This is a genomic window from Thalassotalea sediminis, from assembly GCF_030295915.1.
In the GTDB taxonomy this organism is placed as follows: Bacteria; Pseudomonadota; Gammaproteobacteria; order Enterobacterales; family Alteromonadaceae; genus Thalassotalea_C; species Thalassotalea_C sediminis.
On record NZ_AP027361.1, the window covers coordinates 691,290 to 714,993 of the forward strand.

General features: G+C 39.5%; 16 protein-coding genes. 12 read left to right on the forward strand and 4 right to left on the reverse strand.

Translation table 11 applies throughout. The annotated features are described in order from the left end of the window. Positions 1-3 precede the first annotated feature (3 nt). The 3 genes from rimM to rplS are packed head-to-tail and all read left to right on the forward strand — an operon-like array spanning position 4 to position 1,703. Positions 4-540: a ribosome maturation factor RimM gene (rimM, locus tag QUE09_RS03145; RefSeq protein WP_286234752.1), complete on the forward strand. Its 537-nt coding sequence runs from the start codon at positions 4-6 to the stop codon at positions 538-540. A gap of 3 nt (positions 541-543) precedes the next feature. Further along, positions 544-1,335, forward strand: a complete 792-nt coding sequence (gene trmD / locus QUE09_RS03150; RefSeq protein ID WP_286234753.1) for a tRNA (guanosine(37)-N1)-methyltransferase TrmD — start codon at positions 544-546, stop codon at positions 1,333-1,335. A gap of 14 nt (positions 1,336-1,349) precedes the next feature. Continuing rightward, positions 1,350-1,703, forward strand: coding sequence for a 50S ribosomal protein L19 (rplS, locus tag QUE09_RS03155; protein ID WP_286234754.1), 354 nt, complete (start codon positions 1,350-1,352; stop codon positions 1,701-1,703). A gap of 159 nt (positions 1,704-1,862) precedes the next feature. On the opposite strand, the gene QUE09_RS03160 is transcribed toward rplS, so the two are convergent. After that, the gene (locus QUE09_RS03160; RefSeq protein WP_434017269.1) at positions 1,863-4,277 is read right to left on the reverse strand and encodes an alpha/beta hydrolase family protein; all 2,415 of its coding nucleotides are present in this window, start codon (positions 4,275-4,277) and stop codon (positions 1,863-1,865) included. Positions 4,278-4,529: 252 nt separating this feature from the next. On the opposite strand from QUE09_RS03160, the gene QUE09_RS03165 reads away from it, so the two are divergent. The 4 genes from QUE09_RS03165 to QUE09_RS03180 all read left to right on the forward strand — a co-directional run bounded on the left by QUE09_RS03165 (position 4,530) and on the right by QUE09_RS03180 (position 8,109). After that, entirely contained in the window at positions 4,530-5,651 is a 1,122-nt protein-coding gene (locus QUE09_RS03165; RefSeq protein ID WP_286234755.1) for a sensor histidine kinase, read from the forward strand. Continuing rightward, entirely contained in the window at positions 5,641-6,474 is an 834-nt protein-coding gene (locus QUE09_RS03170) for a LytR/AlgR family response regulator transcription factor (protein ID WP_286234756.1), read from the forward strand. The genes QUE09_RS03165 and QUE09_RS03170 overlap by 11 nt, the downstream gene beginning before the upstream one ends. A gap of 346 nt (positions 6,475-6,820) precedes the next feature. Continuing rightward, positions 6,821-7,183: a DUF4870 domain-containing protein gene (locus QUE09_RS03175; protein ID WP_286234757.1), complete on the forward strand. Its 363-nt coding sequence runs from the start codon at positions 6,821-6,823 to the stop codon at positions 7,181-7,183. Positions 7,184-7,434: 251 nt separating this feature from the next. Beyond that, positions 7,435-8,109 carry a hypothetical protein gene (locus tag QUE09_RS03180; protein WP_286234758.1) on the forward strand — a complete coding sequence of 225 codons (675 nt, stop codon included), beginning with the start codon at positions 7,435-7,437 and terminating at the stop codon, positions 8,107-8,109. 313 nt (positions 8,110-8,422) lie between these two features. Here QUE09_RS03180 and gdhA read toward each other — a convergent pair whose 3' ends face one another. From gdhA to QUE09_RS03195, 3 genes are all read right to left on the reverse strand, one after another. Then, a complete protein-coding gene (gdhA, locus tag QUE09_RS03185) occupies positions 8,423-9,775 on the reverse strand; it encodes an NADP-specific glutamate dehydrogenase (RefSeq protein WP_286234759.1) in 1,353 nt (450 codons plus the stop codon). Between the two features lie 79 nt (positions 9,776-9,854). Continuing rightward, positions 9,855-10,232, reverse strand: a complete 378-nt coding sequence (locus QUE09_RS03190) for a GreA/GreB family elongation factor (protein WP_286234760.1) — start codon at positions 10,230-10,232, stop codon at positions 9,855-9,857. A 69-nt stretch (positions 10,233-10,301) separates the two neighbouring features. Then, positions 10,302-10,598: a GreA/GreB family elongation factor gene (locus QUE09_RS03195; protein WP_286234761.1), complete on the reverse strand. Its 297-nt coding sequence runs from the start codon at positions 10,596-10,598 to the stop codon at positions 10,302-10,304. A 747-nt stretch (positions 10,599-11,345) separates the two neighbouring features. On the opposite strand from QUE09_RS03195, the gene QUE09_RS03200 reads away from it, so the two are divergent. The 5 genes from QUE09_RS03200 (at position 11,346) to acs (ending at position 23,574) form a co-directional block, all read left to right on the forward strand. Beyond that, on the forward strand, positions 11,346-14,258 hold the full coding sequence (locus QUE09_RS03200; protein WP_286234762.1) for a glycoside hydrolase family 16 protein: 2,913 nt from the start codon (positions 11,346-11,348) through the stop codon (positions 14,256-14,258). Between the two features lie 72 nt (positions 14,259-14,330). Then, positions 14,331-17,294 (forward strand): TonB-dependent receptor, encoded by a 2,964-nt coding sequence (locus tag QUE09_RS03205; protein WP_286234763.1) that lies wholly within the window; start codon positions 14,331-14,333, stop codon positions 17,292-17,294. Between the two features lie 128 nt (positions 17,295-17,422). Continuing rightward, positions 17,423-18,667, forward strand: coding sequence for a sugar MFS transporter (locus QUE09_RS03210; protein WP_286235874.1), 1,245 nt, complete (start codon positions 17,423-17,425; stop codon positions 18,665-18,667). A gap of 2 nt (positions 18,668-18,669) precedes the next feature. After that, on the forward strand, positions 18,670-21,228 hold the full coding sequence (locus QUE09_RS03215; protein ID WP_286234764.1) for a glycoside hydrolase family 3 protein: 2,559 nt from the start codon (positions 18,670-18,672) through the stop codon (positions 21,226-21,228). 402 nt (positions 21,229-21,630) lie between these two features. Continuing rightward, positions 21,631-23,574, forward strand: coding sequence for an acetate--CoA ligase (gene acs / locus QUE09_RS03220; protein ID WP_286234765.1), 1,944 nt, complete (start codon positions 21,631-21,633; stop codon positions 23,572-23,574). Positions 23,575-23,704: the final 130 nt, after the last annotated feature.

A 23,704-nucleotide genomic window follows, 5' to 3' on the forward strand; every position in this document is an offset into this window, starting at 1 on the left:
GTAATGACTGAAGTAATAAGTAATGAACAAATCATTGTTGGCAAAATAGGCGCAGTCTATGGTGTTAAGGGGTGGTTAAAAGTTCATTCTTTTACTCAAGATCAAGAAGCTATTCTTGACTATTTTCCTTGGTCTTTAAAATTAGGAAATAAAGTACAAACAGTCGAAGTAACTGATTGGCGAAAGCATAATAAAGGTTTAGTGGTTAAGATTGACAATATTGACGATCGGGACGTTGCACAAACGTTGGTGAGCGCTGAAATTTATGTTGATAAAGCAACTTTACCTGAGCTCCCTGATGGCGAGTTTTACTGGCGAGACCTAATCGGCATGACCGTTGTTACTGACAAAGGTTATGACTTAGGGCAAGTTTCTGATTTATTGGAAACAGGCTCAAACGACGTACTGGTTGTAAAAGCAAACCGAAATGATGGCTTTGGTAAAAAGGAAAGGTTAATTCCTTATCTTGAAGATCAAGTTGTTAAGACGGTGAGCTTAGAAGATAAACAAATTTGTGTTGACTGGGATCCAGGTTTTTAACTCGTGAGTAACAGCAAATTATGGATTGGGGTGATTAGCCTTTTTCCAGAAATGTTTGATGCAATAACCGAGTATGGGGTGACAGGCCGAGCGATACGTAATGGGTTGATTGAGTTTCACAAGTGGAACCCAAGAGACTTTACACACGATAAACATCGTACTGTTGATGATCGTCCTTATGGCGGTGGTCCAGGTATGTTAATGATGGTGCAACCATTACGAGATGCGATAAATGCCGCAAAAGCTGAAGCAGATAAAGATGTTTCGCTACGTGGCGGTGAGCGCGCAAAGGTCATTTATTTGTCGCCGCAAGGACGTAGGCTTGACCAAACTGGTGTAAGTGAATTAGCACATCATGACCGACTGATATTTATAGCAGGACGTTATGAAGGCATTGACGAGCGACTTATCGAATCACATGTTGATGAAGAATGGTCGGTTGGCGATTATGTTTTAAGTGGTGGTGAATTACCCGCGATGAATATGATTGATGCAATTGCCCGCTTTGTACCTGGTGTATTGGGACATGAGTTATCTGCAGAACAAGATTCGTTTTCAGATGGCTTGCTTGATTGTCCACATTATACAAGGCCAGAGGTATTAGACGGTAAGTCGGTACCTAAAGTGTTGTTAAGTGGTAATCACGAACATATTAAACAGTGGCGAGAGTTTAAATCTTTAGAAAGAACTTGGCTTAGAAGACCAGAACTTTTAACTGGCCTAGCTCTGACGGCTGAACAGGAAAAAGCGCTTAATACAATTAAGCAGTCACCTGATACAGACCGTGAATCCTAGGAGAAGGTATTATTATGAGTAACATTATTAAGGCTCTTGAAGAAGAGCAAATGAAGAAAGATGTACCAGCATTCGCATCAGGCGATACTGTTGTTGTACAAGTAAAAGTTAAAGAAGGTGATAAAGAACGTCTTCAAGCGTTTGAAGGTGTTGTTATCGCTGTTAAAAACCGTGGCTTACATTCTGCTTTCACCGTACGTAAAATTTCAAGCGGTGTTGGTGTTGAGCGTGTATTCCAGACACATAGCCCGTTAATCGATTCTATCGAAGTTAAACGTCGCGGTGATGTTCGTCAATCTAAAATCTACTACTTACGTGAGCGTTCAGGTCGTTCTGCGCGTATCAAAGAGAAGTTGGCTAAGAAGTAATTATCGCTTTAGCGTTAATTTACTTAGATTGACTGAAATAAAGAAAACCCGCTTGGTATTACCAAGCGGGTTTTTTGTGTTTAGTACCTTCAAGGAAGCGCTTTACTCATATAAACCTACGTTGACTTTCTTCACCGTAGGTCTAGTCATAACGAAGTATTACTTAGCGATCAGATAGTTTTCTAACCAACGCTCTTGCTCCCAAAGTACATGTAAAATACTTTCTCTTGCTCTGTAGCCGTGTCCTTCATACGGCAACATCACTAATCTAGCATCTTTACCTAAACCTTTTAACGCATTGTACATGCGTTCAGATTGCATCGGAAACGTACCTGAATTTGGATCTTCTTTTCCGTGGATCATAAGCATAGGCTCGTTAATTTTCTCAGCATGAAAAAACGGCGACATCGTGGCATAAACCTCTTGTCCTTCCCAGAAATTACGTTCTTCGCCTTGAAAGCCAAACGGTGTCAGTGAACGGTTATAGGCGCCGCTGCGTGCAATACCTGTTTTAAATAAGTCACTATGTGCTAACAAATTTGCAACCATAAAGGCACCATATGAATGGCCGGCAATGGCAATATTGTTTTTATCAGCAATGCCTTTTTCAACTAATACATCAACTGCAGCCTGTGCACTAGACACCAATTGTTTACGGAACGTATCGTTTGGCTCTTTACCCTCTATACCAACAATAGGCATTTTTGGATCGTCAAATATAGCTATGCCTTTTGCTAAATAAGGCATTGGGCCCCAATAACCAATGTAGGTAAATTCATAGGGAGATTCTCGCACTTGTGAGGCGACACTTTTATCTTTGTACTCTAGTGGGTATGCCCACATCAATACAGGTAAGGTTCCGTCAGACGTTTTATAACCTGGTGGAAGGTAAAGCGTACCGCTAAGTTCAACGCCATCATCACGGGTATATTTTACCAATTCCTTTTTAACATTGGTAAAGGAAGGGTATGGATGTGGGAAGTCAGAAAACTGAGTAATAGATTTCTTCGTTAAATCTCTAATAAAAAAGTTTGGCTGCTCAGTTTTAGATTCTCTGACGGTTATTAGCTTAGTACCAGCAGTATCTAAAACATCGCGAACACGCTCATAATAAGGTGCTTCACTGTGCCATAAACGTTCTTTTTTCTGTGTGGTAATATCGTACTTGTCTAAAAAAGGAATATTGCCTTGATCAGATGCTCCAGTACCGGTGAGTAATAAATATCGATTGTCTTGAATAGCAAGCGTATATCGTCCAAAGGCGTTTTGTTCTCTTACCACACGTCCAGGATCATTATAAGCATCGTTATAGGAGCGATCTTCAAAGATTATGCGGCCTTCATCAGCGTTATTAGGATTAACGATAAAGCTACGTATTTTTCTATCACTAAATCGCCAATCAGATAACATAGCCACTTGATCATTGCCCCATGTAATGGTGTTATAACGACGATCTAGTTTTGCAAAAAGTTTAGGCGCTTCTGTAAAAGGCGATGCTTGCGTATAGATGAAATCATGGTATTTAACCTTAGCTTTCATTGACCCGTTATCTTGAGCCTCTGCCCATACTAATGTCGCGGCTTTATCGTTGCGCCAAGAGAGTGAACGTTTACCTGTTCGCACACTATCAAACCCTTGTGGAATGTTTTCTGCAAGCGGTTGGCGGACGATTTCTTTTATCAGCTTGCCACTCGTATCAACAACTCGCCATGTAGTGGCAAAACGTGAATAAGGCACTAAATACGAAAATGGCTGTTCAATGTGCCCAACAAGAATATTCTTAGCATCAGGAGAGACTCTAAACCCTCGAATGAGTGCAGGTTGGCCAATATTAGTTACCTTACCTTGCAACGATACTTTTACTAATTGACCTAAACCATAATACTTAAACAATGCTTTGTCGTGTGGCGTAGCAAGTAAATTTTGATAAGTACGTGCAGGCGCTTTTTCCCCTGTTGTTTGCGACACAATGGGGACTGCACTAGAGACATTATCGTCAGGCGCTTCAACAGTAATATTAACGGCTTTGTTAGCGATAATGGCTGTACTATCCGGTAACCAACGGTATGGTCTTGATGTAATAACAGAATTTAATGCTAAGTTATCAACTTTTCGTAACGTGTCTGTTTTAATTGAATAAATGAACAAGTTTGCTTGTTTACTTTGTTCAATGAAAAACGCAAGATGTTCACTATTGGGTGACCAAGAAGGTGATAAAATTCTGCCTTTAGGTAAATTTGTTAACGAAATTTCCTTGTTAGACGCTAAGTTTTTGAAGGCGATAGATAGGTATTTTGATCTAGGTCGAGCACGCGAAAAGTTATCAGGGTTTAGCTTGATACCTGCTAATTTCAATTCTGGTTTAGCTAACTCGTCGAGTGATGCAATTCGCTGGCGCTCAAAAAATGCCATCCATTGTTTATTTGGCGATAAACGCGTGGTTGGTGAGAGTTTAGCATCGACAAGTGAAGCAATAGCTGGAGACGGATTTTGATAACCTTCGTCTGCGAGCGCTTGTGATGCTAAAGAGAGCATAGCACTACCTGCAATAAGGGCGATCAGGGTTTTATTCATGTTGTTATCCTTGATGAATAGGTATTGTGTTTGACAATGTTGTTATTATTTAGTTAACAATGCTGTTGATAGTGTCGCTAAAATTGTGATCTGTTGCAAAAGCTTCATGTGTGAAAATGTTAAAAATTATGTATGAATGTATTAAAGGTAAACAAAAGTTAATGATGTTTTTACACAAAATAAGTGAACGAAATGCTTGATTGTTTACAAGGTTTAAATACACACTAAGAAAAAAATTGCGTTAGGTACCTTATGCAAACAGTAATGCAAGATGCAACCTTACAAATAGAGCCTCAAGGTTTTTCAAAGCAAAGTCAGCAATTTTGGATGCTGCAATTAAGTGGTTGGATTGGTTATGCAATAGTGGTGTTCATTGCGATTATTCGGCCACAGTTTGATGATCCTAACTTTAACTTATCAGGGCAAGTGCTCAATTTGGGGATAGAGATCCTGAGTGGTTTCGTCTTGAGCTATGTTTCTTGGTTAGTCATTCAAAAAACGGTACATCTCCCTTTAAAGAAAACCCTCACTATAAGTTTTGGCACGGCTGCATTACTTGGCATTATTTACAACGTTATTAAGCTCGCGTCGTATAAAACCGTGGTTTACCATCAAGTTTGGTATGAAAAATGGAATATGCTGGAATTTGGTGGTTGGTTTTTATTTTCACTGTCTACCATGTTTATCTGGACGGCAATATTTTTCATTATGCTTTATAACAATAAACTGCAAAAAGAGCATGAAATGCTGCTACGCGCACAAACGTCTGCAAAAGAATCACAGTTGCAGATGTTACGGTATCAATTAAGCCCGCATTTTATGTTTAATACGATGAATGCGATTTCAACATTGATTTATAAAAAGGACAATGCAACAGCCGGAGAAATGTTAGATAAACTGTGTACCTTTTTTCGGTATTCTTTGGATCAAAAAGCACAAGTTGAAAGTACATTATCAAAAGAAATAGAGTTATTAGCACTGTACCTATCAATTGAGAAAGTACGCTTTGGTGATCGATTAAGTGTGGTTTTTGATGTAGATGACGCGGCTAACAATGCAAGAGTGCCTGCTTTATTTCTTCAGCCTATTGTCGAAAACGCAATCAAGTATGGCATTGAAAGCCAAAAAGAACACGGTGTCGTCAGTATTTCTGCAAAAATAGTAGATAATAAACTTAATGTCTGTGTTGAAGATCAAGGCAATGGAGATACGCGTGAATCAACGCCTGGATTTGGTATCGGTTTACCCAATACCAAAGAACGGTTAGCGACAATGTTTAATGAAGAAAGTCATATTTCAATTAAACAAAGTTCGTCTGGTACCAGTGTGAAAATAGTGATGCCTCTACAAAAAGTAACGACTCATGACCAATAATAAAATTACCGCTGTTGTTGTCGATGACGAACCCTTAGCCATAGAGGGGTTAAAATTACGTTTAGATGCGATTGAAGATGTTACCGTAATTGGCGAAGCGACCGACGGAGATGAAGCGATTAAGCTCTGCCAACGTTGCCAACCAGACGTTTTGTTTATTGATTTAAGACTGCCTGGCATTAGTGGGTTAGAAGTCGTTCAACTTATACAAGCTGATATTATGCCACTTGTTGTGTTTGTAAGTGCTTACAGTGAGTATGCATTAGAAGCATTTGAGCTTAATGCAATCGATTATATTCTAAAGCCTGCCAATATCGGGCGGTTGCAAAAAACGGTTGATCGTATTCGTGAACGTTTGACACCTCAACAACGTGATTTAGAGAAATTTAGGTTGTTAAAGGCATTAGGTGAAACGTCGGGGCTTGAAATCTCTGAACTCGAAGAATGGTTAGAAAGTAGTAGTGCTAGGTTGCCCTCTCAATATCGTCAGGAATTAGTGATTAAAAATGATAAAAATGAAAAAGTGTTTGTACCTGTTAAGAATATTCGCTGGATAGACGCTGCTGGCGATTATATGTGTATTCACACCACGGAAGAAAATTTTATTGTACGTATCACCATGAAAAAACTTGAAAGTGAATTAGATAGCAATATGTTTCAACGTATTCATAAATCAACGTTGATCAATATCAACTGTGTAAAAAGTATTCAAACGCTGAAAAATAATGAAAGCCTATTAGACATGGGGGATGATGTTAAGTTAAAGGTAAGCCGCAACTTTAACGAAGCAGTTGGTAATATTATTAATTCACGAGCAAATTAAACAATGTTAATAACTTAGTGGCTAATGTATAAAAATATACTGTATTTCGCGTGGTAGTTGTTTTACATAATATTCGTCTACGCTAATGATTATCGTTTTAATATGCATGGTTTCTAAAGACGTATTATTAAAATCAAAGGCTTGTTGTTAAACTTATCCTTGATATAGACTATATCGCGTAGAATTTATCAACGACAATGTCAATGGTGTTTAGCGTACAAGCTAATCGTTGAAAGAGACTGTAAATGATTAGTGTAAGTGTTAATTACCTAATCCTTTACCAAATCGTTTGTCGAGAAAACATTTCCTAAAAGAATTATTCGTTAGCATAACAAGGAGAATATAAATGGAACATAATAGAGAAGAATATTGGGGCATGCCTCTAAATACATATTGCATGCTCATTCATTTAAGTCAGTTAACCAGTATCATTATTCCAGGGTTAGGATTTATACTACCTATTGTGATGTGGGCAACGAATAAAGATAAAAATAGCGCGATTGATGAACATGGTAAAGTAACGGTTAATTGGTTGATTAGCTTGTTTATTTACTCGATTGTTTGTGGCATTTTAGTGTTTATTGTTATTGGGATCGCTGGCTTTATTTTATTGGCGATTCTTAATTTTGTTTTTGCGATTATTGCGGCACTGAAAGCAAATAACGGTCAATTGTGGGTTTACCCGTTTAGTATTAAATTTCTAAAATAGTCATTATGTTGTCACAGGAATACAACATAATCAGTGTTGCTTTGTTTTTTACTGATGATTGCCTTTGTTTGTGACAACACACTAGGCAAAGGCTTTACCTTGCGTAACGGCTGACAAACCTTGCAAGCTAAACATGCCTTAGTAACGTTGAAACATGTACTAAGCTATTGAAGCAGCTAACCAGTATTCAGCTTATGTTAATTTTTGAGACGTTATTTTAGACAATAAACGACTATTGATGAGGGATAATCATGAAAATAAACACCATTTTGTTCATTCTAGCAACGTCACTGCCTTTCTCTGCGTTAAGCGAACTTATCGATGAAAATGGCAACGTTCTTTCACAGCCCGATTTAGCAAAACTTTCTAACATTTTGGGCGTGTCGATGATGAGCACAAAAAGCGACATTGATAACATGATCGCCACTAAAGGCAAAAATTGGCAATGTAAGCGATTGGATATACCAAAACAGACAAGGCCACACTCTATCAGATACGCTCTTTGGGAGAGAACATGTCGTTATCAAAACCCATCTAACCTTATGCAATCACAGAAGTTTGTCGTTAAAGCTGTTGGCGATACGATTTATCATTTATCGTTTGAAGATCGTATCTTCGATGTGGTTAGTCTTGATGAGTGGCAAAAGCAACCTGCACAACTAAAAGCGGCTTATGGTGCAGATATCGATCAAGCGCACATAGAAGTGCTAAAAACACAAGACAGTTCATCGAAGCTAGCATATAAAGAAATTGATTCTGGGTTGAAAGTGTCAAGCAAAAGTTATTGTTTCGGTAGACCGTTTAATGTTGTTGCCTCTACCAATGTTATTAAGCAAACCAATGTTACCACAGCACAGTTTATCGCTGAGTATGCTAATTATTATCCCCTTTGTCCTGAAAAATTTCGAAAAAGAAATCAAAGGTAAAGTGAAGCGTAAAAATATAAAAATATAAAAATATAAAAATATAAAAATATAAAAATATAAAAATATAAAAATATAAAAATATAGAAATGTAGAAAGGGGTTAGTGACTTTATTAAAGTCACTAACCCCTTTTTTATTCTAGGTTTCCGGAGGGTATATCGCGTTTATTTTAACCTTTTTAGTCAGCATCTCTATTGAAATACCTTTAACATTGGTTAATTCAACATATTGAAATTTAAAGGTATTAATCTCAACATATTGAAATAACTCTGTTTAAGCTTATGAATCATTGTTAATGCTATGACTTTTGTGTTTTACACCACTCCTTGTTCAATCATGGCATCAGCAACGCGGCGGAAACCAGCGATATTAGCTCCAAGTATTAAATTACCAGGTTGGCCGAATTCTTTACTGACTTCATTTGCGTTGGTAAAAATATTTTTCATAATGCGTTGTAATTGTTCATCAACGGTATTGAAAGTCCACCTTTGCATACTGGCATTTTGTGCCATTTCTAATTGACTTGTTGCAACGCCGCCTGCATTAGCAGCTTTCCCAGGTCCATAAGTAATGTTTGCTTCAAGGAGAACGTTTATAGCTTCGCGTGTTGTTGGCATGTTTGCACCTTCGCTGACTAAAGTACAACCATTATTAATTAATGCAACCACGTCTTGTTCAGTTAATTCATTTTGAGTTGCACATGGAAAGGCTGCATCTGCCTTGTAGCGCCATACCGCATGGCCATCTGTTGGGTAATCAGATACCGGTGTATATTTCGCACTAGGGTAGGCGTCTAAATAATGAATTAAGCTGTCACGTTTAACTTCTTTTAGCCTTTTTAATAACTTAACGTCGATACCTTCATCATGGTATATAGTGCCTCGTGAATCGCTACAACTTAACGGAGTCGCTCCTAATTGATATAACTTTTCTATGGCATAGATTGCTACGTTACCAGCCCCAGAAACTAAACACTTCTTACCGTGTAAGCTGTCTCCCTTATCATTGAGCATATAATTAGCGAAATATACAGTCCCATAACCAGTCGCTTCCTTTCTCATTAATGAGCCCCCCCAAAGTAAACTTTTACCAGTCAATGCACCTTCGTAACGGCCTGTTAGCCTTTTATATTGTCCAAACATATACCCGATTTCACGAGCTCCAACGCCTATATCTCCAGCGGGAACGTCAACATGAGGGCCAATATGACGATAAAGTTCGCTCATAAATGATTGGCAAAATCTCATAATTTCACCATTAGACTTTCCGTTTGGGATAAAATTAGCTCCACCTTTTCCTCCACCAATGGGTAGCCCAGTTAATGCATTCTTAAATATTTGTTCAAATCCTAGAAATTTGATAATGCTTGCATTAACGGAAGGGTGAAATCGTAAGCCGCCTTTATAAGGGCCTAAAGCTGAGTTAAATTCTACTCTATAACCTTTATTGACTTGAATGTTACCTTGATCATCAACCCATGGCACGCGAAACATAATTTGTCGCTCAGGCTCTACAATTCGCTGAATTATCGCTTCTTCTCTGTATTTACTATTGCTTTCTAATATAGGTGCTAAGGACGTTAATACCTCTTCAACAGCTTGATAAAACTCTGCTTGTGCAGGGCTACTTCTCTTTAGATGTGATATTGTCTCATGAGTGTAATTCATTTATGTTTCCTTTGTTATTTCAATGTGTAATCAATAAAAAATGTTGTTAACCTGTTAAACTTAAGCTCAGGTAATTAAGTTATTGAGCAACACTGATTATCTCAACGGTTTGATTTGCGCGTTGAACTTGCCAGTTAATCCGTTGGCCAACACGTAAACCAATAATTGCAGAGCCGATAGGAGCAAAAATTGAGATTGTATCTTCATACTTATTAATATCGCTGGGCAAACATAACGTTTTTGTAAAAATATTATTTGTCTCAAGCACTTTAAATGTTACTTGAGAACCTATAGCTACAACATCTTTAGGTAATGCGTTATTAGCAACTAAGGTCGCTCTACTAATTTCATCTTCTAATGCCGAAGTCAGTTCTTCTGGTAAACCTTGTTGCGTAATTTGATATTCAATTTCAGCAACGTCAGATCGAGATATGGTAATTTCTGGTTTATTTTCCATAATAAAACTCTTTGGTTAATGCCTGTTAATGTAAACGTTTAAGGGTAATTGATTATTTTTTTGTTGATATTAATCTCCTACTTTTAATACTTGCCACAATTCTTGGCCATTAGGTGTGTCTATCGTAAATATGGCGCCTTGTTGCTGCCCTAATAATTCTGTCCCGATGATTGATAAACAAGATATTTCTCCCATCTGAGGTCGCGCTTTTTCAGTGCTGACAATTTTTAAGGTGAATGTTTCTTGGATTGCTAAATTCTTCAACACCACTCGACTGCCTATGGTAATTAAGCTATTAAATCGAGATGCTTTTGATTGACTTATTGCTAAACGAGAAAGAAAAGCATTTAACTTTGTTGGATTCATTAAAATTTTAAAACTTATATCTTTAAAAGATGGTTCTGTTCTGCAATCAACTAGCCTAAAAAGGCCGCTAACGTATTTGAGCACGGTAATATCTCCAACCGAACTAGAGCGTGTTGCATTAGCGATACTCAACGATTGATGAATAATTTGCTCGCTATATTGCGGTAATACACATGAAAGCGTTACGCTCTTATGACTGTAAATAAAATTAAGAAAATAAAGTGCTAGCCGAACGTAAGGGGTACGTTCGGCTTAAATTGGGAAGGTGAGAGCGTTACTCTTGATGATGTTGATTCTAAATTTTTTAGACATTTCTACCTCAAAATCGACATCCTAGTATAGACCTAGAAAAATTTTAAACAAGCTTTTCATTTTTTCGTAAACGTCGAATGTGGTCGATAAATGTTATAGCACCTCTACATGTCATCGTAAAAATATCTCTTTTTATCGCAATGTTTGCTAAAACTCGCAAATTAATCCCGTGATAGCGCATTTATATTGTGGCTATTTCTTGCCTATTCCACTATTAGCTTTGATTAGTGGTTATTGAACTTTCGCGTTTAGTTCGAACAAAATTTAATCTCGAAAGTTCAACAGGCCCTAATCAAAAGCCTAAATTAGCAAAGTCATGTGACTGCAAGATAAATAAAAACAAAGTCACAAAATTGGTGGGGGAGACGTTCGGTTTACTATGCTACATAGAAACACGGATGAAAAGCCTGCTTTGTCTAAAGTGGAAATAACAATATGAATACAACAAACAAAATATTAAAATTGTTGCTTGCAAGTTCGGCTGCTGCCTTAATTGGTTGTGGTGGCGGTGCAGAAACAAGCACATCTTCAACAAGCGTTGAGCCAACGCAACCGGTTTCAGATTGGCAAATGATCTGGAATGATGAATTCGACACAAATGTTATCGACAGCCAAAAGTGGACGCACGAAGTCAACTGTATGGGTGGTGGTAACAATGAAAAGCAATGTTACACCGATAGTGCTGAAAACTCTTACATAAATGACGGTATCTTACATATTGTCGCTTTACCTGCAGAAGAAGGTGCAGAGCTTCCTTACACCTCGGCACGTCTGAGCAGTAAATATAAAGGCGACTTTAAGTACGGTCGATTTGAAATGCGGGCTAAATTACCAAGTGGTCAAGGTAGTTGGCCCGCATTTTGGATGCTGCCAACGGATGAATTTTATGGCGGTTGGCCAAAATCTGGCGAAATCGACATCGTTGAAGCTGTGAATTTGAAAGTGGCTAATGCTGATGGTGAAGTAGAGAATAACATTCATGGAACATTGCATTATGGTAAAGATTGGCCAGACAATAGTTCGAGTGGTAGAGCATATCAATTACCGGCGGGTGTAAACCCAGCTGATGACTTTCATACCTATGCGATTGAATGGCAAGAAGGTGAAATTCGTTGGTATGTGGATGATTACTTATATCAAACGCAACGACGTTCAACGGTAAGGTTTAACAGTAAAGATGAACCAGTTGGTTTATCTCATCGTGGTTGGTTTACTGAATATTTTGATCAAGGTAGCGGTGAATTAACAACACATTGGGATAATGCGCCGTTCGATCAAGAGTTCCATTTATTACTGAACTTAGCGGTAGGTGGTGACTGGCCTGAGAATGTCAATAATTTAGGTATTGATGCCTCAGCATTTACAGAAGGTCAACATTACGAGATTGATTATGTTCGTGTTTATCAATGTCAGCAGAACCCTGACACGGGTAAAGGCTGTGAAACCGTTCGCGGAGGCTACGACAGCTTAGATGATGCACTTGAAGAAGGTGATGCGCCAATTCCGTCACCGCCTTCTACAGGAGTACCGCAAAACCTAACTATTTTTGATGGCACTGCGAATGTAAATTGGCCAGCATGGGATTGCTGTGGTGGTTCAACACCTATGATTGTTGAAGATGCTGAACAAGGTGATGTAATGGAGTTTATGGTAGGGGCAACACCTACAGTAAATGGTTTTACTTCACGTGAAGAATTTATTACCGATCCTACTGGTAAACCATCACCCTTTGATGCAAGTCCTATTGTTGATACGGGAACACTTAGCTTTATGATGAAAGTTGAGTCGTTGCCAAATGTCGCGGATGCACCATGGTTGTTAAAAGTTGAAAGCCAAGGCGCTAGCACTGCTGCTGAAATTTCTCTTTCAGAAAGTGAAGAAGGCGTAGCACCTGTAGCTGGACAGTGGCAAACATACACTTTTTCGTTAAAAACACTTGCTGATGCAGGCTTAGATGTTAGTGCAATTGATGTTGTTATGATTTTTCCTGCTTGGGGAAGTGGCGAAGGCGCTGTTTATCGAGTTGCCGATTTAACAATTGGAGCAGATTTCGCTGCGCCGTCGCTTACTGTGTTTACTGATGAAGAGAAAGCGAGCTGGCCTTTATGGGATTGTTGTGGTGGCAGCACGCCAATGGTTGTTATTGATGAGGATGAGGCTCATGGTGCGGTTGCTGAATTTGCTATAGGCGCAACACCAACAGTTATGGGCTTTGCTTCCCGTGCTGAGTTTATTTCGGCTCCAGATGTAGAACCTGAACCGTTTGATGCAAGTGCTATATTGTCGAATGGTGTAATTCAATTTGATATGAAAATAACGTCAGCTCCTAATATAGCTGATGCTGCTTGGTTATTTAAAGTTGAAAGCGATAATGCCGCATCGGCGGTTGAGCTTGATTTGTCTGCAAGTGTTGAAGGTGTATCACCAACAACCGGTCAATGGCAAACATATACCTTTAACTTGGCAGATTTAGCCAATGCTGGGTTAGATGTAAGTGCGATTGATGTATTAATGATTTTTCCGGCTTGGGGCAGTGGTGATGGCGCAATATACCGTGTTGATAATGTAAAAATCTACGACCCTAACGCTTCGACAGGCTTTAACGGGCACGTGTTATTTGCAGAACAAGCATTAGAACAATGGAGTATTTGGGATTGTTGCGGCGGTTCTACACCAACGATTGAAAATGATGATACAGAGCATGGTTTAACGGCTGAATTTGTCATTGGTTCAACACCAACCGTTATGGGGTTGCTCGCTGACGATGATGTGTATTTAGATGCTTCAAGTTTATTACTTAATGGTGTTGTACAATTTGAAATGAAAATAGAATCAGCACCGAATGATAGCAGTGCCGCATGGTTGTTTAAAATAGAAGCTGGTGATGCCACTACCGCTGTTGAGCTTAATCTCAGTGATAGCATGGAAGGCGTTGTTCCGGTTGTGGGTGAATGGCAAACTTATACCTATTCTTTACAAGACTTATTTGACGCTGGTTTAGATATTAGTCAAATAGATGTAGTGATGGTATTTCCTGCATGGGGCAGTGGTGAAGGTGCAGTTTATCGTTTAGATAATGTGATGATCTATGACCCAAATACCGTACCTCAATCACAAAAACTGGCCTTTAAAGCGGCCATGAAAACTTCATTACCAAGTTTTAATGCTTTTACTCATATTGCAGTAAGTGATCTCGATTTATTGCAACCATTTACCTTTTCGTTAGTTGACATTGTTAACGCTAGCTCTGCTGCGCAAGCTGATAGTCAGACCATACTGCCTTTAGAAATAGAGAAAGAGCAACACAGTATGAATGAGATCATGCGCACTGCAGTAGCTACATCGTAACACTTGGAATTTAACGACTTGATGACAACGAAGTCATCAATTCAATAATAATTTTGAATAAGTAGGGTAAAGATGAATATTACAACATTTACAAAATCACCAATAGCACTCGCTTTGTCAGCTGTGCTTACCGCGTCAGTAAGTCAAGTAGCACTTGCAGAGCAAACGTCAGACGCTAAAACAGACAACGTTGAAATTATTGAAGTAAAAGGTATTAAAGGCAGTTTAGTCCGTGCAATGAACGTAAAAAGGGACATGTCAGGGGTTGTGGACGCTATTTCAGCAGAAGAAATGGGTAAGTTTCCTGATACTAACCTTGCCGAATCATTACAGCGCATTACCGGGGTTTCTGTAAGCCGAAGTAACGGTGAGGGGAGCCAGATCACGGTGCGTGGTTTTGGTCCTGATTTCAACTTAATTACACTCAATGGACGTCAAATGCCTGGCACAGGTAATACACGTTCATACAGTTTAGAAAATCTTGCATCAGACGGTGTTTCTGCACTTGAGGTGTATAAGACTGCACGTGCAGAAAATCCAAGTGGTGGTTTAGGGGCAACTGTTAATATTGTTACTCGTAAACCGCTGGCAAGTCCTGGAGAGCGTTACAGTTTATCTGGTAAAGCAATTCACGATACTTCAAATGAAGAAAACAGTGATGTTACACCTGAGTTCTCTGCACTTTATTCAAATACCTTTTTAGACGATACCTTAGGTGTAGCGTTTTCTTTTACACATCATGAACGTGACTTTCAAAAACAACTGGCTAATATCCAAGGTTGGCAAGCAAACGTTGCATTACCAACAAATTTAGATGACGACAAAGTAGTTGATCCACGTCCATTAGATGATGAAGGTAATCGAGTGGGAAATCATTTTTTTCCTCGTGATATGAATTACGGTATCGAGAATTTAGAGAGAGATAGAACCAATGGCCACGTTACTATTCAGTATATGCCAATTGAATCACTTATCGTTTCACTTGACTATATTCGTACAGAAGCGACTACAGGTGTAAATTCTATTGGCTGGGGCTTATGGAACGACTACGGTGGTAATATCAATGCTTATGAAATTGATGAAAATGGTACCGTTGTTTATGCCGATATAAGTGGTAATGATGGCTCATACACTGCATCAAGAGGAACAACAGATGTAGAAGAGGAATCAATAGGGCTTAATTTTGACTGGCAAGTAACAGATACATTAAATATTGTACTTGATTATCACGACTCTTCTAGTGAAATTGATAACGGTGGTGATGACGGATTAGGCAGTTTTGGTTCTTTGGTACTGGGATCTGATCAGTTAAGAACGAAAACTTATGATTATCGCAACGGCGATATCCCGCGTGCAGAAATCTATTGGAATAATGGCACAACGGAACTAGCACCAGGAGAAATTGACTCTCATTTCAGTCAGTTTATTCATTCTCCAGGAAAGTCCGAAATAGAGCAGGTACAGTTACACGGTACGTGGGAAAATGATGCATTCGACATTCCACTTGTTCAAGTGAAGTTTGGTGGTGCCTATACAGATCAACGTATGGGTGGTTCTCACGCATGGAGCGGTTTAATTGGTGGCTTTTTGTTTAACCCATCATGGCCTGAAATGTTTCCAGACGGTATGTTCACTAAACACAGCACTAACAACTTCTTGGATGAATTTGGTAGTGGCGGGGCTAACTTGACACCGAGTTATTACTACACCTTTGATTTTGATGAAGTGGTTGCTCGTTCAGAAGCTTTTTTAACCAATGAGCTTTTAGGTGGTGACGATTATTTTGCTACAACGGCTTACCATGATATGGGGACATTAACTGAAGGCTCTGTACAAGAAGAAACAAAAAGTGTGTATGTACAATCGCAATGGGAATTTGACGTTGCTGATTACCCTGTACAATTAAACATTGGTGTGCGTTATGAAGAAACAGACGTGACCAGTAATGTGCTTCAGCCAGTGCCTACTACGGTATGGTGGAAAGGTGGCAGTGAGTGGCATACACAATATTTGCCGGGAGATGCTAACTTTCTTAAGCAAACTGGTGAACACGATGTGTTCCTTCCTATGATTGATTTAAAAGTAGAGCTTACTGATGAAATTGTTGCTCGCGCTTCTTGGGGGAAAACCATTACACGTGCACCATTAGGGGATTTAGCTGGCGGCAGAAGTTTGTCTGGTAGCCCTAAAATTGGTTCTCGAAATGGTGGTGAAGGTAATACCAACCTACAACCATTCGAATCTACCAATTTTGATCTGAGCTTAGAGTATTACTATGACGAAGCAAGTTATGCATCAGTTGGTTACTTTAGAAAAGATGTAGAAAACTTTATTGGTAGTCAAATCGTCTCTACAACCATTGATGGCTTTCACGATATTTATCTTGGCCCTCGCTGGAACCAAGCGGTAGCTAATATTGAAGGACGAGGTGAGCAAGCAACTAATGATGCAATATTTGCTGAAATACAGGCAAATGGATCAGCGTTAAATGAACAAGGTTATTTAACGCCTTCTTCGGAAGACCCATTAATTACTTGGGATATACGTCGACCATTTAACGCGCCTGATACTAAAACGGTTGATGGTTTTGAAATTGCGTTTCAACATTTGTTTGGAGAAACGGGTTTTGGTCTTGGTATTAATGGCACCATTGTTGAAGGTGACGTCGAATTCGATGTTAATAGCTTAGAACAACAAACACCACTAACGGGTCTTAGTGATTCGGCAAACTTCCAAGCCTTTTACGAAAAAAATGGTCTGTCAATTAAAGCAACTTACGCTTGGCGTGATGAATACTTGATTGGCGTAGGTCAAAACGAAGGGTCTTCAGATAACCCACCTCAGTTTGCTAAAGCGTTTGGACAATGGGATTTAAGCGTTAATTATGATGTTGATGAGCAAACAACGGTATTTTTTGAAGGTATAAATATCAATAACGAGACAGAACAGGGCTATGGCCGTTATGAAGAGCAGTTTCTTTTTGCTCGCCAGTACGGCCCTCGCTATGTTGTCGGTTTTAGATATAGCTTTCAATAGCACCAACGTTATTCGGCGGTAAATGTTGCCGCCGAATATTTTTTATTGTCGAGCGTTCTCGCTCGACTTTGACCTAAGTCCTAACGACGATATTATCTTTATAGGAGCGCTTTATGGCTGAGTTTTCGATGTCTGCAAAGCCAGCGACTGAGCAGTTACCCCCTAAAGGAGCGAATACATATACTTTCGCACTTTGTTCGCTTACCACCTTATTTTTTATGTGGGGATTTATTACTTGTCTAAACGACATTTTAATTCCTTATCTTAAAGGCGCATTTGAACTGTCTTATACACAGGCAATGTTGATTCAGTTTTGCTTTTTTAGTGCTTACTTTATTGTTTCAATACCCGCAGGAAACTTAGTGGCAAAAATTGGTTATCAAAAAGGTATTGTTACTGGCTTAACTGTTGCGGCCATTGGTTGTTTGTTGTTTTATCCAGCAGCAGCTCTAGAGGTGTATGCGTTATTTTTAATTGCTTTGTTTGTATTAGCTGCAGGTATAACGTTACTGCAAGTGTCTGCAAACCCTTTTGTCAGCATATTAGGGCCAACTAAAACTGCTTCTTCGCGTCTGACGATGACGCAAGCTTTTAACTCTCTAGGTACGACAGTAGCGCCGTTTTTTGGCGCATATTTAATTTTTTCATCGGTAGAAACGTCGGATGCAACGGGCGCTTCCGCGGTTCAGCTACCTTATTTACTATTGGCAGCAATATTACTGTTGTTAGCTGGCGTATTTGCAAAATTAAAATTACCAAAATTAGGAACCGTAACGCACAGTGCGGCTTCCTATGCCGATGCAATTAAGTTTTCGCATCTTAAACTAGGTGCCATCGCCATCTTTTTATATGTAGGTGCTGAAGTTGCAATTGGTAGTTTCTTGGTCAGTTATTTACACGATCCAAATATTGCTGGTTTAACGGAATCAGAAGCATCTCGTTTAATCGCTTATTACTGGGGCGGCGCTATGTTAGGTCGTTTTGTCGGTGCCATTGTTATGCAACATGTGAGTGCGGGCAAAGTATTAGCCTTTAATGCTGCTGCTGCGATTGTGTTGTTAATGTTAACAATTTTCAGTCAAGGTGAAATAGCTAAATGGTCTGTACTCGCAATAGGACTCTTTAACTCTATTATGTTTCCAACCATTTTTAGTCTCGCTATAAGTGGTTTAGGACAACACGCAAGTCGAGGCTCTGGCGTGTTGTGCTTGGCAATTGTGGGTGGTGCGATAGTACCGCTATTGCAAGGTGTTTTGGCAGATGTTGTCGGTCTTCAACTTGCATTTTTCTTACCACTTCTCTGTTATATCTATATTGCTTTTTATGGGGTTAAAGGCTCAGTGCCAACCCACGTAGAAGCTGATAAGGAATAAATATGAACATGTTTTTAAAATCTTGTTTGGCATTATCTTGCGCGAGTTTATTAGGCGCTTGTCAACAGTCTGAAAATGTTGCAGAGCAGCAACTAGAGACAATGAATAAGGCTGCGAAAATTTGGCCTAAAATTAGCTCTGACGTAAAAAGAGACCCTGCTGTTGAAGCAAAAGTTGCCAAGATGCTAGCAACAATGACACTTGAACAGAAAGTCGCACAAATGATTCAGCCAGAAATCAGGGATATTAGTGTTGAGGATATGCGACGTTACGGATTTGGCTCGTATTTGAATGGTGGAGGCTCATTTCCAAATAATGACAAACATTCTACACCTCAAGACTGGATTGCACTTGCTGAAAAAATGTATCAAGCATCTATAGACGATAGCCTAGATGGTAGTGCAATCCCTACGATGTGGGGGACTGATGCGGTTCATGGGCATAATAACGTGATTGGCGCTACGTTATTTCCACATAACATCGGCCTTGGCGCCGCGAACAACCCAGCGTTAATTGAGAAAGTTGCTCAAATAACCGCAACGGAAGTGATGGTGACAGGTATTGATTGGGTATTTGCGCCTACCGTTGCAACTGTGCGCGATGATAGATGGGGAAGAACGTATGAGGGATACTCTGAAGATCCTGAAATTGTTAAGCAATATGCAAACGCGATTGTAAAAGGTCTTCAAGGACACGCCGGCGAAGATTTCTTAGGTGACGATCGTGTGATCAGTACAGTAAAACATTTTATTGGCGATGGTGGTACAGTAGGTGGTGATGATCAAGGTGATAATATTGCTACTGAACAAGCGCTATTCGATATACATGGTCAAGGGTATGTTGGTGGTCTTACAGCTGGTGCTCAATCAGTAATGGCATCCTTTAATAGTTGGCATGGTAAGAAGTTGCATGGTCAAAAATATCTATTAACAGATGTACTTAAAGAACAAATGGGCTTTGATGGTTTTGTGGTTGGTGACTGGAACGGACACGGTCAGATAGCCGGCTGTAGTAATGATAACTGTCCACAAGCTGTTAATGCTGGTTTAGATATTTACATGGTACCAACAGACGCTTGGAAGCCATTGATGGAAAATACCATTAAACAAGTAAAAGAAGGTGTGATTGCGCAATCAAGAATCGACGATGCAGTACGCCGAATTTTACGTGTTAAATATAGAGCAGGCTTATTTGATAAACCAAGTCCTCAGAACCGATTATTTTCAGGAAAAACTGAATTAATTGGCCAGGCGTCACATCGTGTGGTTGCACAACAAGCTGTACGAGAGTCATTAGTACTACTTAAGAACAAAGCTAATATTCTACCGTTGTCGCCAAAACAGCATATATTGGTTGCAGGAGATGGTGCGGACAATATAGGTAAGCAATCAGGTGGTTGGACAATTACGTGGCAAGGAACAAACAACACTAACGAAGACTTTCCTGGTGGCAGTTCTATTTATGACGGCTTTAAAGCACAAGTTGAACAAGCGGGTGGCACTATTGAACTGAATACTGAAGGTGAGTTCAACACAAAACCAGATGTTGCCGTTGTTGTTTTTGGTGAAGAACCTTACGCAGAAGGACATGGCGACCGTGCAAACTTAGATTATCAACGTGGTGTAAAAAAAGACTTAGCGTTGTTGAAAAAACTTAAAGCTCAGAATATCCCTGTTGTATCGTTGTTTATTAGCGGACGCCCTATGTGGGTTAATGCGGAACTTAACAATAGTGATGCCTTTGTGGCAGTTTGGTTGCCTGGCTCAGAAGGTAAAGCTATCGCTGATGTAATATTGACCGATGCCAAAGGCGATATACAGCATGACTTTAAAGGTAAGCTGTCTTTTTCTTGGCCAAAATCGGCAGATCAACTCGTTAACCGTGGTGATAAAGTTTATGAACCGTTATTACCTTATGGATTTGGTTTGCAATATGGTGATGAAAACGTGCTAGCCGACAACTTAAATGAACAGACTGCAAAAATAAGTGTCGATCAAAGCCAAGTTAACTTATTTGATGGACAGGTTGCTAAACTATGGCAATTAACCTTAATCGATGGCGATAGTGCTAAGATTATTAATTCGAGCACCGCAGCGCTTAAACATGTGTCATACCGTACGATAGACCGTCATGTGCAAGAAGATGCGTTTACAATCGTCACTAACAATGCGGAATCTGCAGGTATTGTATTAGCCACCACCAATGGTTTTCGTGAAGACCTAACCGCAGCTCAGGAAGCCGGGAACTATTTAGCACTTGCTATTCGACGCAACAGCGAAGAGGTGACTGAAGCAAGTGTGTCGTTAAGTTGTGAAAGTATCGGTGATGAAAAGGGCAGTTGTTCAGGTGTTGTTCCTATTGATCAGGCTCTTAATCGCTTACCCGCAGACGCTTGGCAAGATGTCGTTATTCCATTGTCATGTTTTACGCAGCAAGGGGTAAAATTTGGTGAAGTTGTTTCGCCATTTGCGATGACAATCAAGGGGTCGAGCAGTGTTTCAATTAGCTCGATTCAATACCGCTCTGCTAAACAGAGTGACCAACCCTTAGCTTGCCAATAACTATTTACACAGCGCTTTAATGATTGACAAATTAAAGCGCTATTATCTTTTCTTATACCATCGTCCACTTCCTTTTAATGCTCGTATTTATTTGCAAACATGTATTTTATCATTCACACAATGAATGACAGCGTTGTCAACTTGATTTAACGGTGATAATGTAAGCGCAGCGTGACTCATAGTATTTGATCCTAAAATCCATCTTATTCGACTTTAGTTGAGTATGCGAAATGATTTACATGCTATATGATGTTGCCAATTACAATAAATATAATTGTCGCTATCAGCGAAAGCGTTTAGTAGATAAAGCAATACTAAGTGGCATAAATAATTGACTTTAGCTGTAAGCATTATTTATTTCACTTGGTTTGAGATATCAAGTTATTTTACGAAGGACTTATCATGCAAGAACTAAAGAGTCGTTATCCAGTATTACCGAGTGCCGAAGCACATACGCATATTGATACTGATACTTATGAAAAAATGTATCAACAATCAATTGAACAACCAGACGTATTTTGGGCAGAACAAGCGAAAGAATTTTTAGACTGGTATCAACCTTTTGATACGGTGAGTAAAGTTGATTTAAAATCAGGTGATATAAAGTGGTTTGAAGGCGGTAAGTTAAACGTTAGCTACAACTGTATTGATAGACATTTACCCACTAAAGCAAATGATGTTGCAATCATTTGGGAAGGTGATAATCCGGAAGAAGATCTTAAGGTTACCTATCAAGAATTACATGACCATGTGTGTCGCTTTGCCAATTTGTTAAAAGCACGTGGTGTAAAGAAGGGTGATCGTGTGTGTATTTACATGCCGATGATCCCTGAAGTTGGCTATGCAATGTTAGCTTGTGCCCGTATTGGCGCTATTCATTCAGTTGTCTTTGGTGGCTTTTCTACCGAATCTATTAGGGCACGTATTGATGATGCAGATTGCCAAGTGGTTATTACTGCCGATGAAAGTTTACGTGGCGGTCGTGTTATTCCTTTAAAAGCTAACGTTGACGCGGCTATCGCTGATTGTCCAAGTGTACATTCTGTTATTGTCGTCGAGCGCACAGGTGGAGATGTCGCCTGGAACGATACTATTGATGTTAAGTACCAAGCATCTGTTGCAAACCTACCTGCTGTATGTGAACCAGAAGTGATGGACGCAGAAGATCCATTATTCATCCTTTATACCTCTGGCTCTACTGGTACACCAAAAGGTGTGCTTCATACGTGTGGTGGTTATTCGCTTTATACTGCGATGACACACAAATATGTATTTGACTATAAAGAAGGTGAAATCTACTGGTGTACAGCTGATGCTGGTTGGATAACGGGCCATTCATACATTTTTTACGGGCCACTTGCTAATGGTGCTACAACATTGGTTTTTGAAGGGGTGCCTACTTATCCAGATGCAGGTAGATTTTGGCAAGTGTGCGAAAAGCATAAAGTAAATATCTTTTATACAGCACCGACGGCAATTCGCGCGTTAATGAGTGTTGGTGATGATTACGTTACTAAATACGACTTATCAGATTTACGCTTACTTGGTACGGTTGGTGAACCAATTAACCCAGAAGCTTGGCATTGGTATTATGAAGTCGTTGGTAAATCTAACTGTCCTATCGTTGATACTTGGTGGCAGACGGAAACAGGCGGTATTCTGATTACTTCTTTACCTGGAGCCGTTGATATGAAACCTGGTGCAGCGGGCAAACCATTCTTTGGTGTTAAACCTGCATTGTTCGATAAAGATGGCAACACATTAACGGGTGAAAACCAAGGCTTGTTAGTGATGACAGGCAGTTGGCCGGGTCAACTCCGTAGTGTTTATGGCAACCATGAACGCTTTATTGATACCTATTTAAGCCAATATCCTGGTAACTACTTTACTGGTGATGGTGCAAAACGTGATGAAGACGGCTTTTATTGGATCACAGGGCGTGTTGATGACGTACTTAATGTATCTGGACATCGCCTAGGTACTGCGGAAATTGAAAGTGCATTAGTATTGCATCCTGCAGTTGCAGAAGCTGCTGTTGTTGGTTACCCACACGAAGTGAAAGGCCAAGGCGTATATGCTTATGTTACATTAATGGCAAATGCTACAGAATCGCCAGAACTCAACAAAGAGCTAATTGAGTTTGTCGCAAAAGAGTTAGGTCGTTTTGCTAAACCTGATTATATTCAATGGGCGCCGGGCTTACCAAAAACGCGTTCAGGTAAAATTATGCGTCGTATTTTGCGTAAAATTGCCGAGAATGAAATTGACACATTAGGTGATACTTCAACGCTAGCAGATCCAGCGGTAGTTGATAATTTGATTGAAAATCGAATCGTTCATGGTTAATTGAGCATTTATAAAATAAAAGCGCCTTAATAGGGCGCTTTTTTTATGCAAACACTTTCTTCGTTACTTTTTCATTATGTATTTGTCTTTCGTTGAAAATGGCAAACATTTAGTTCTTTACTATACTGCT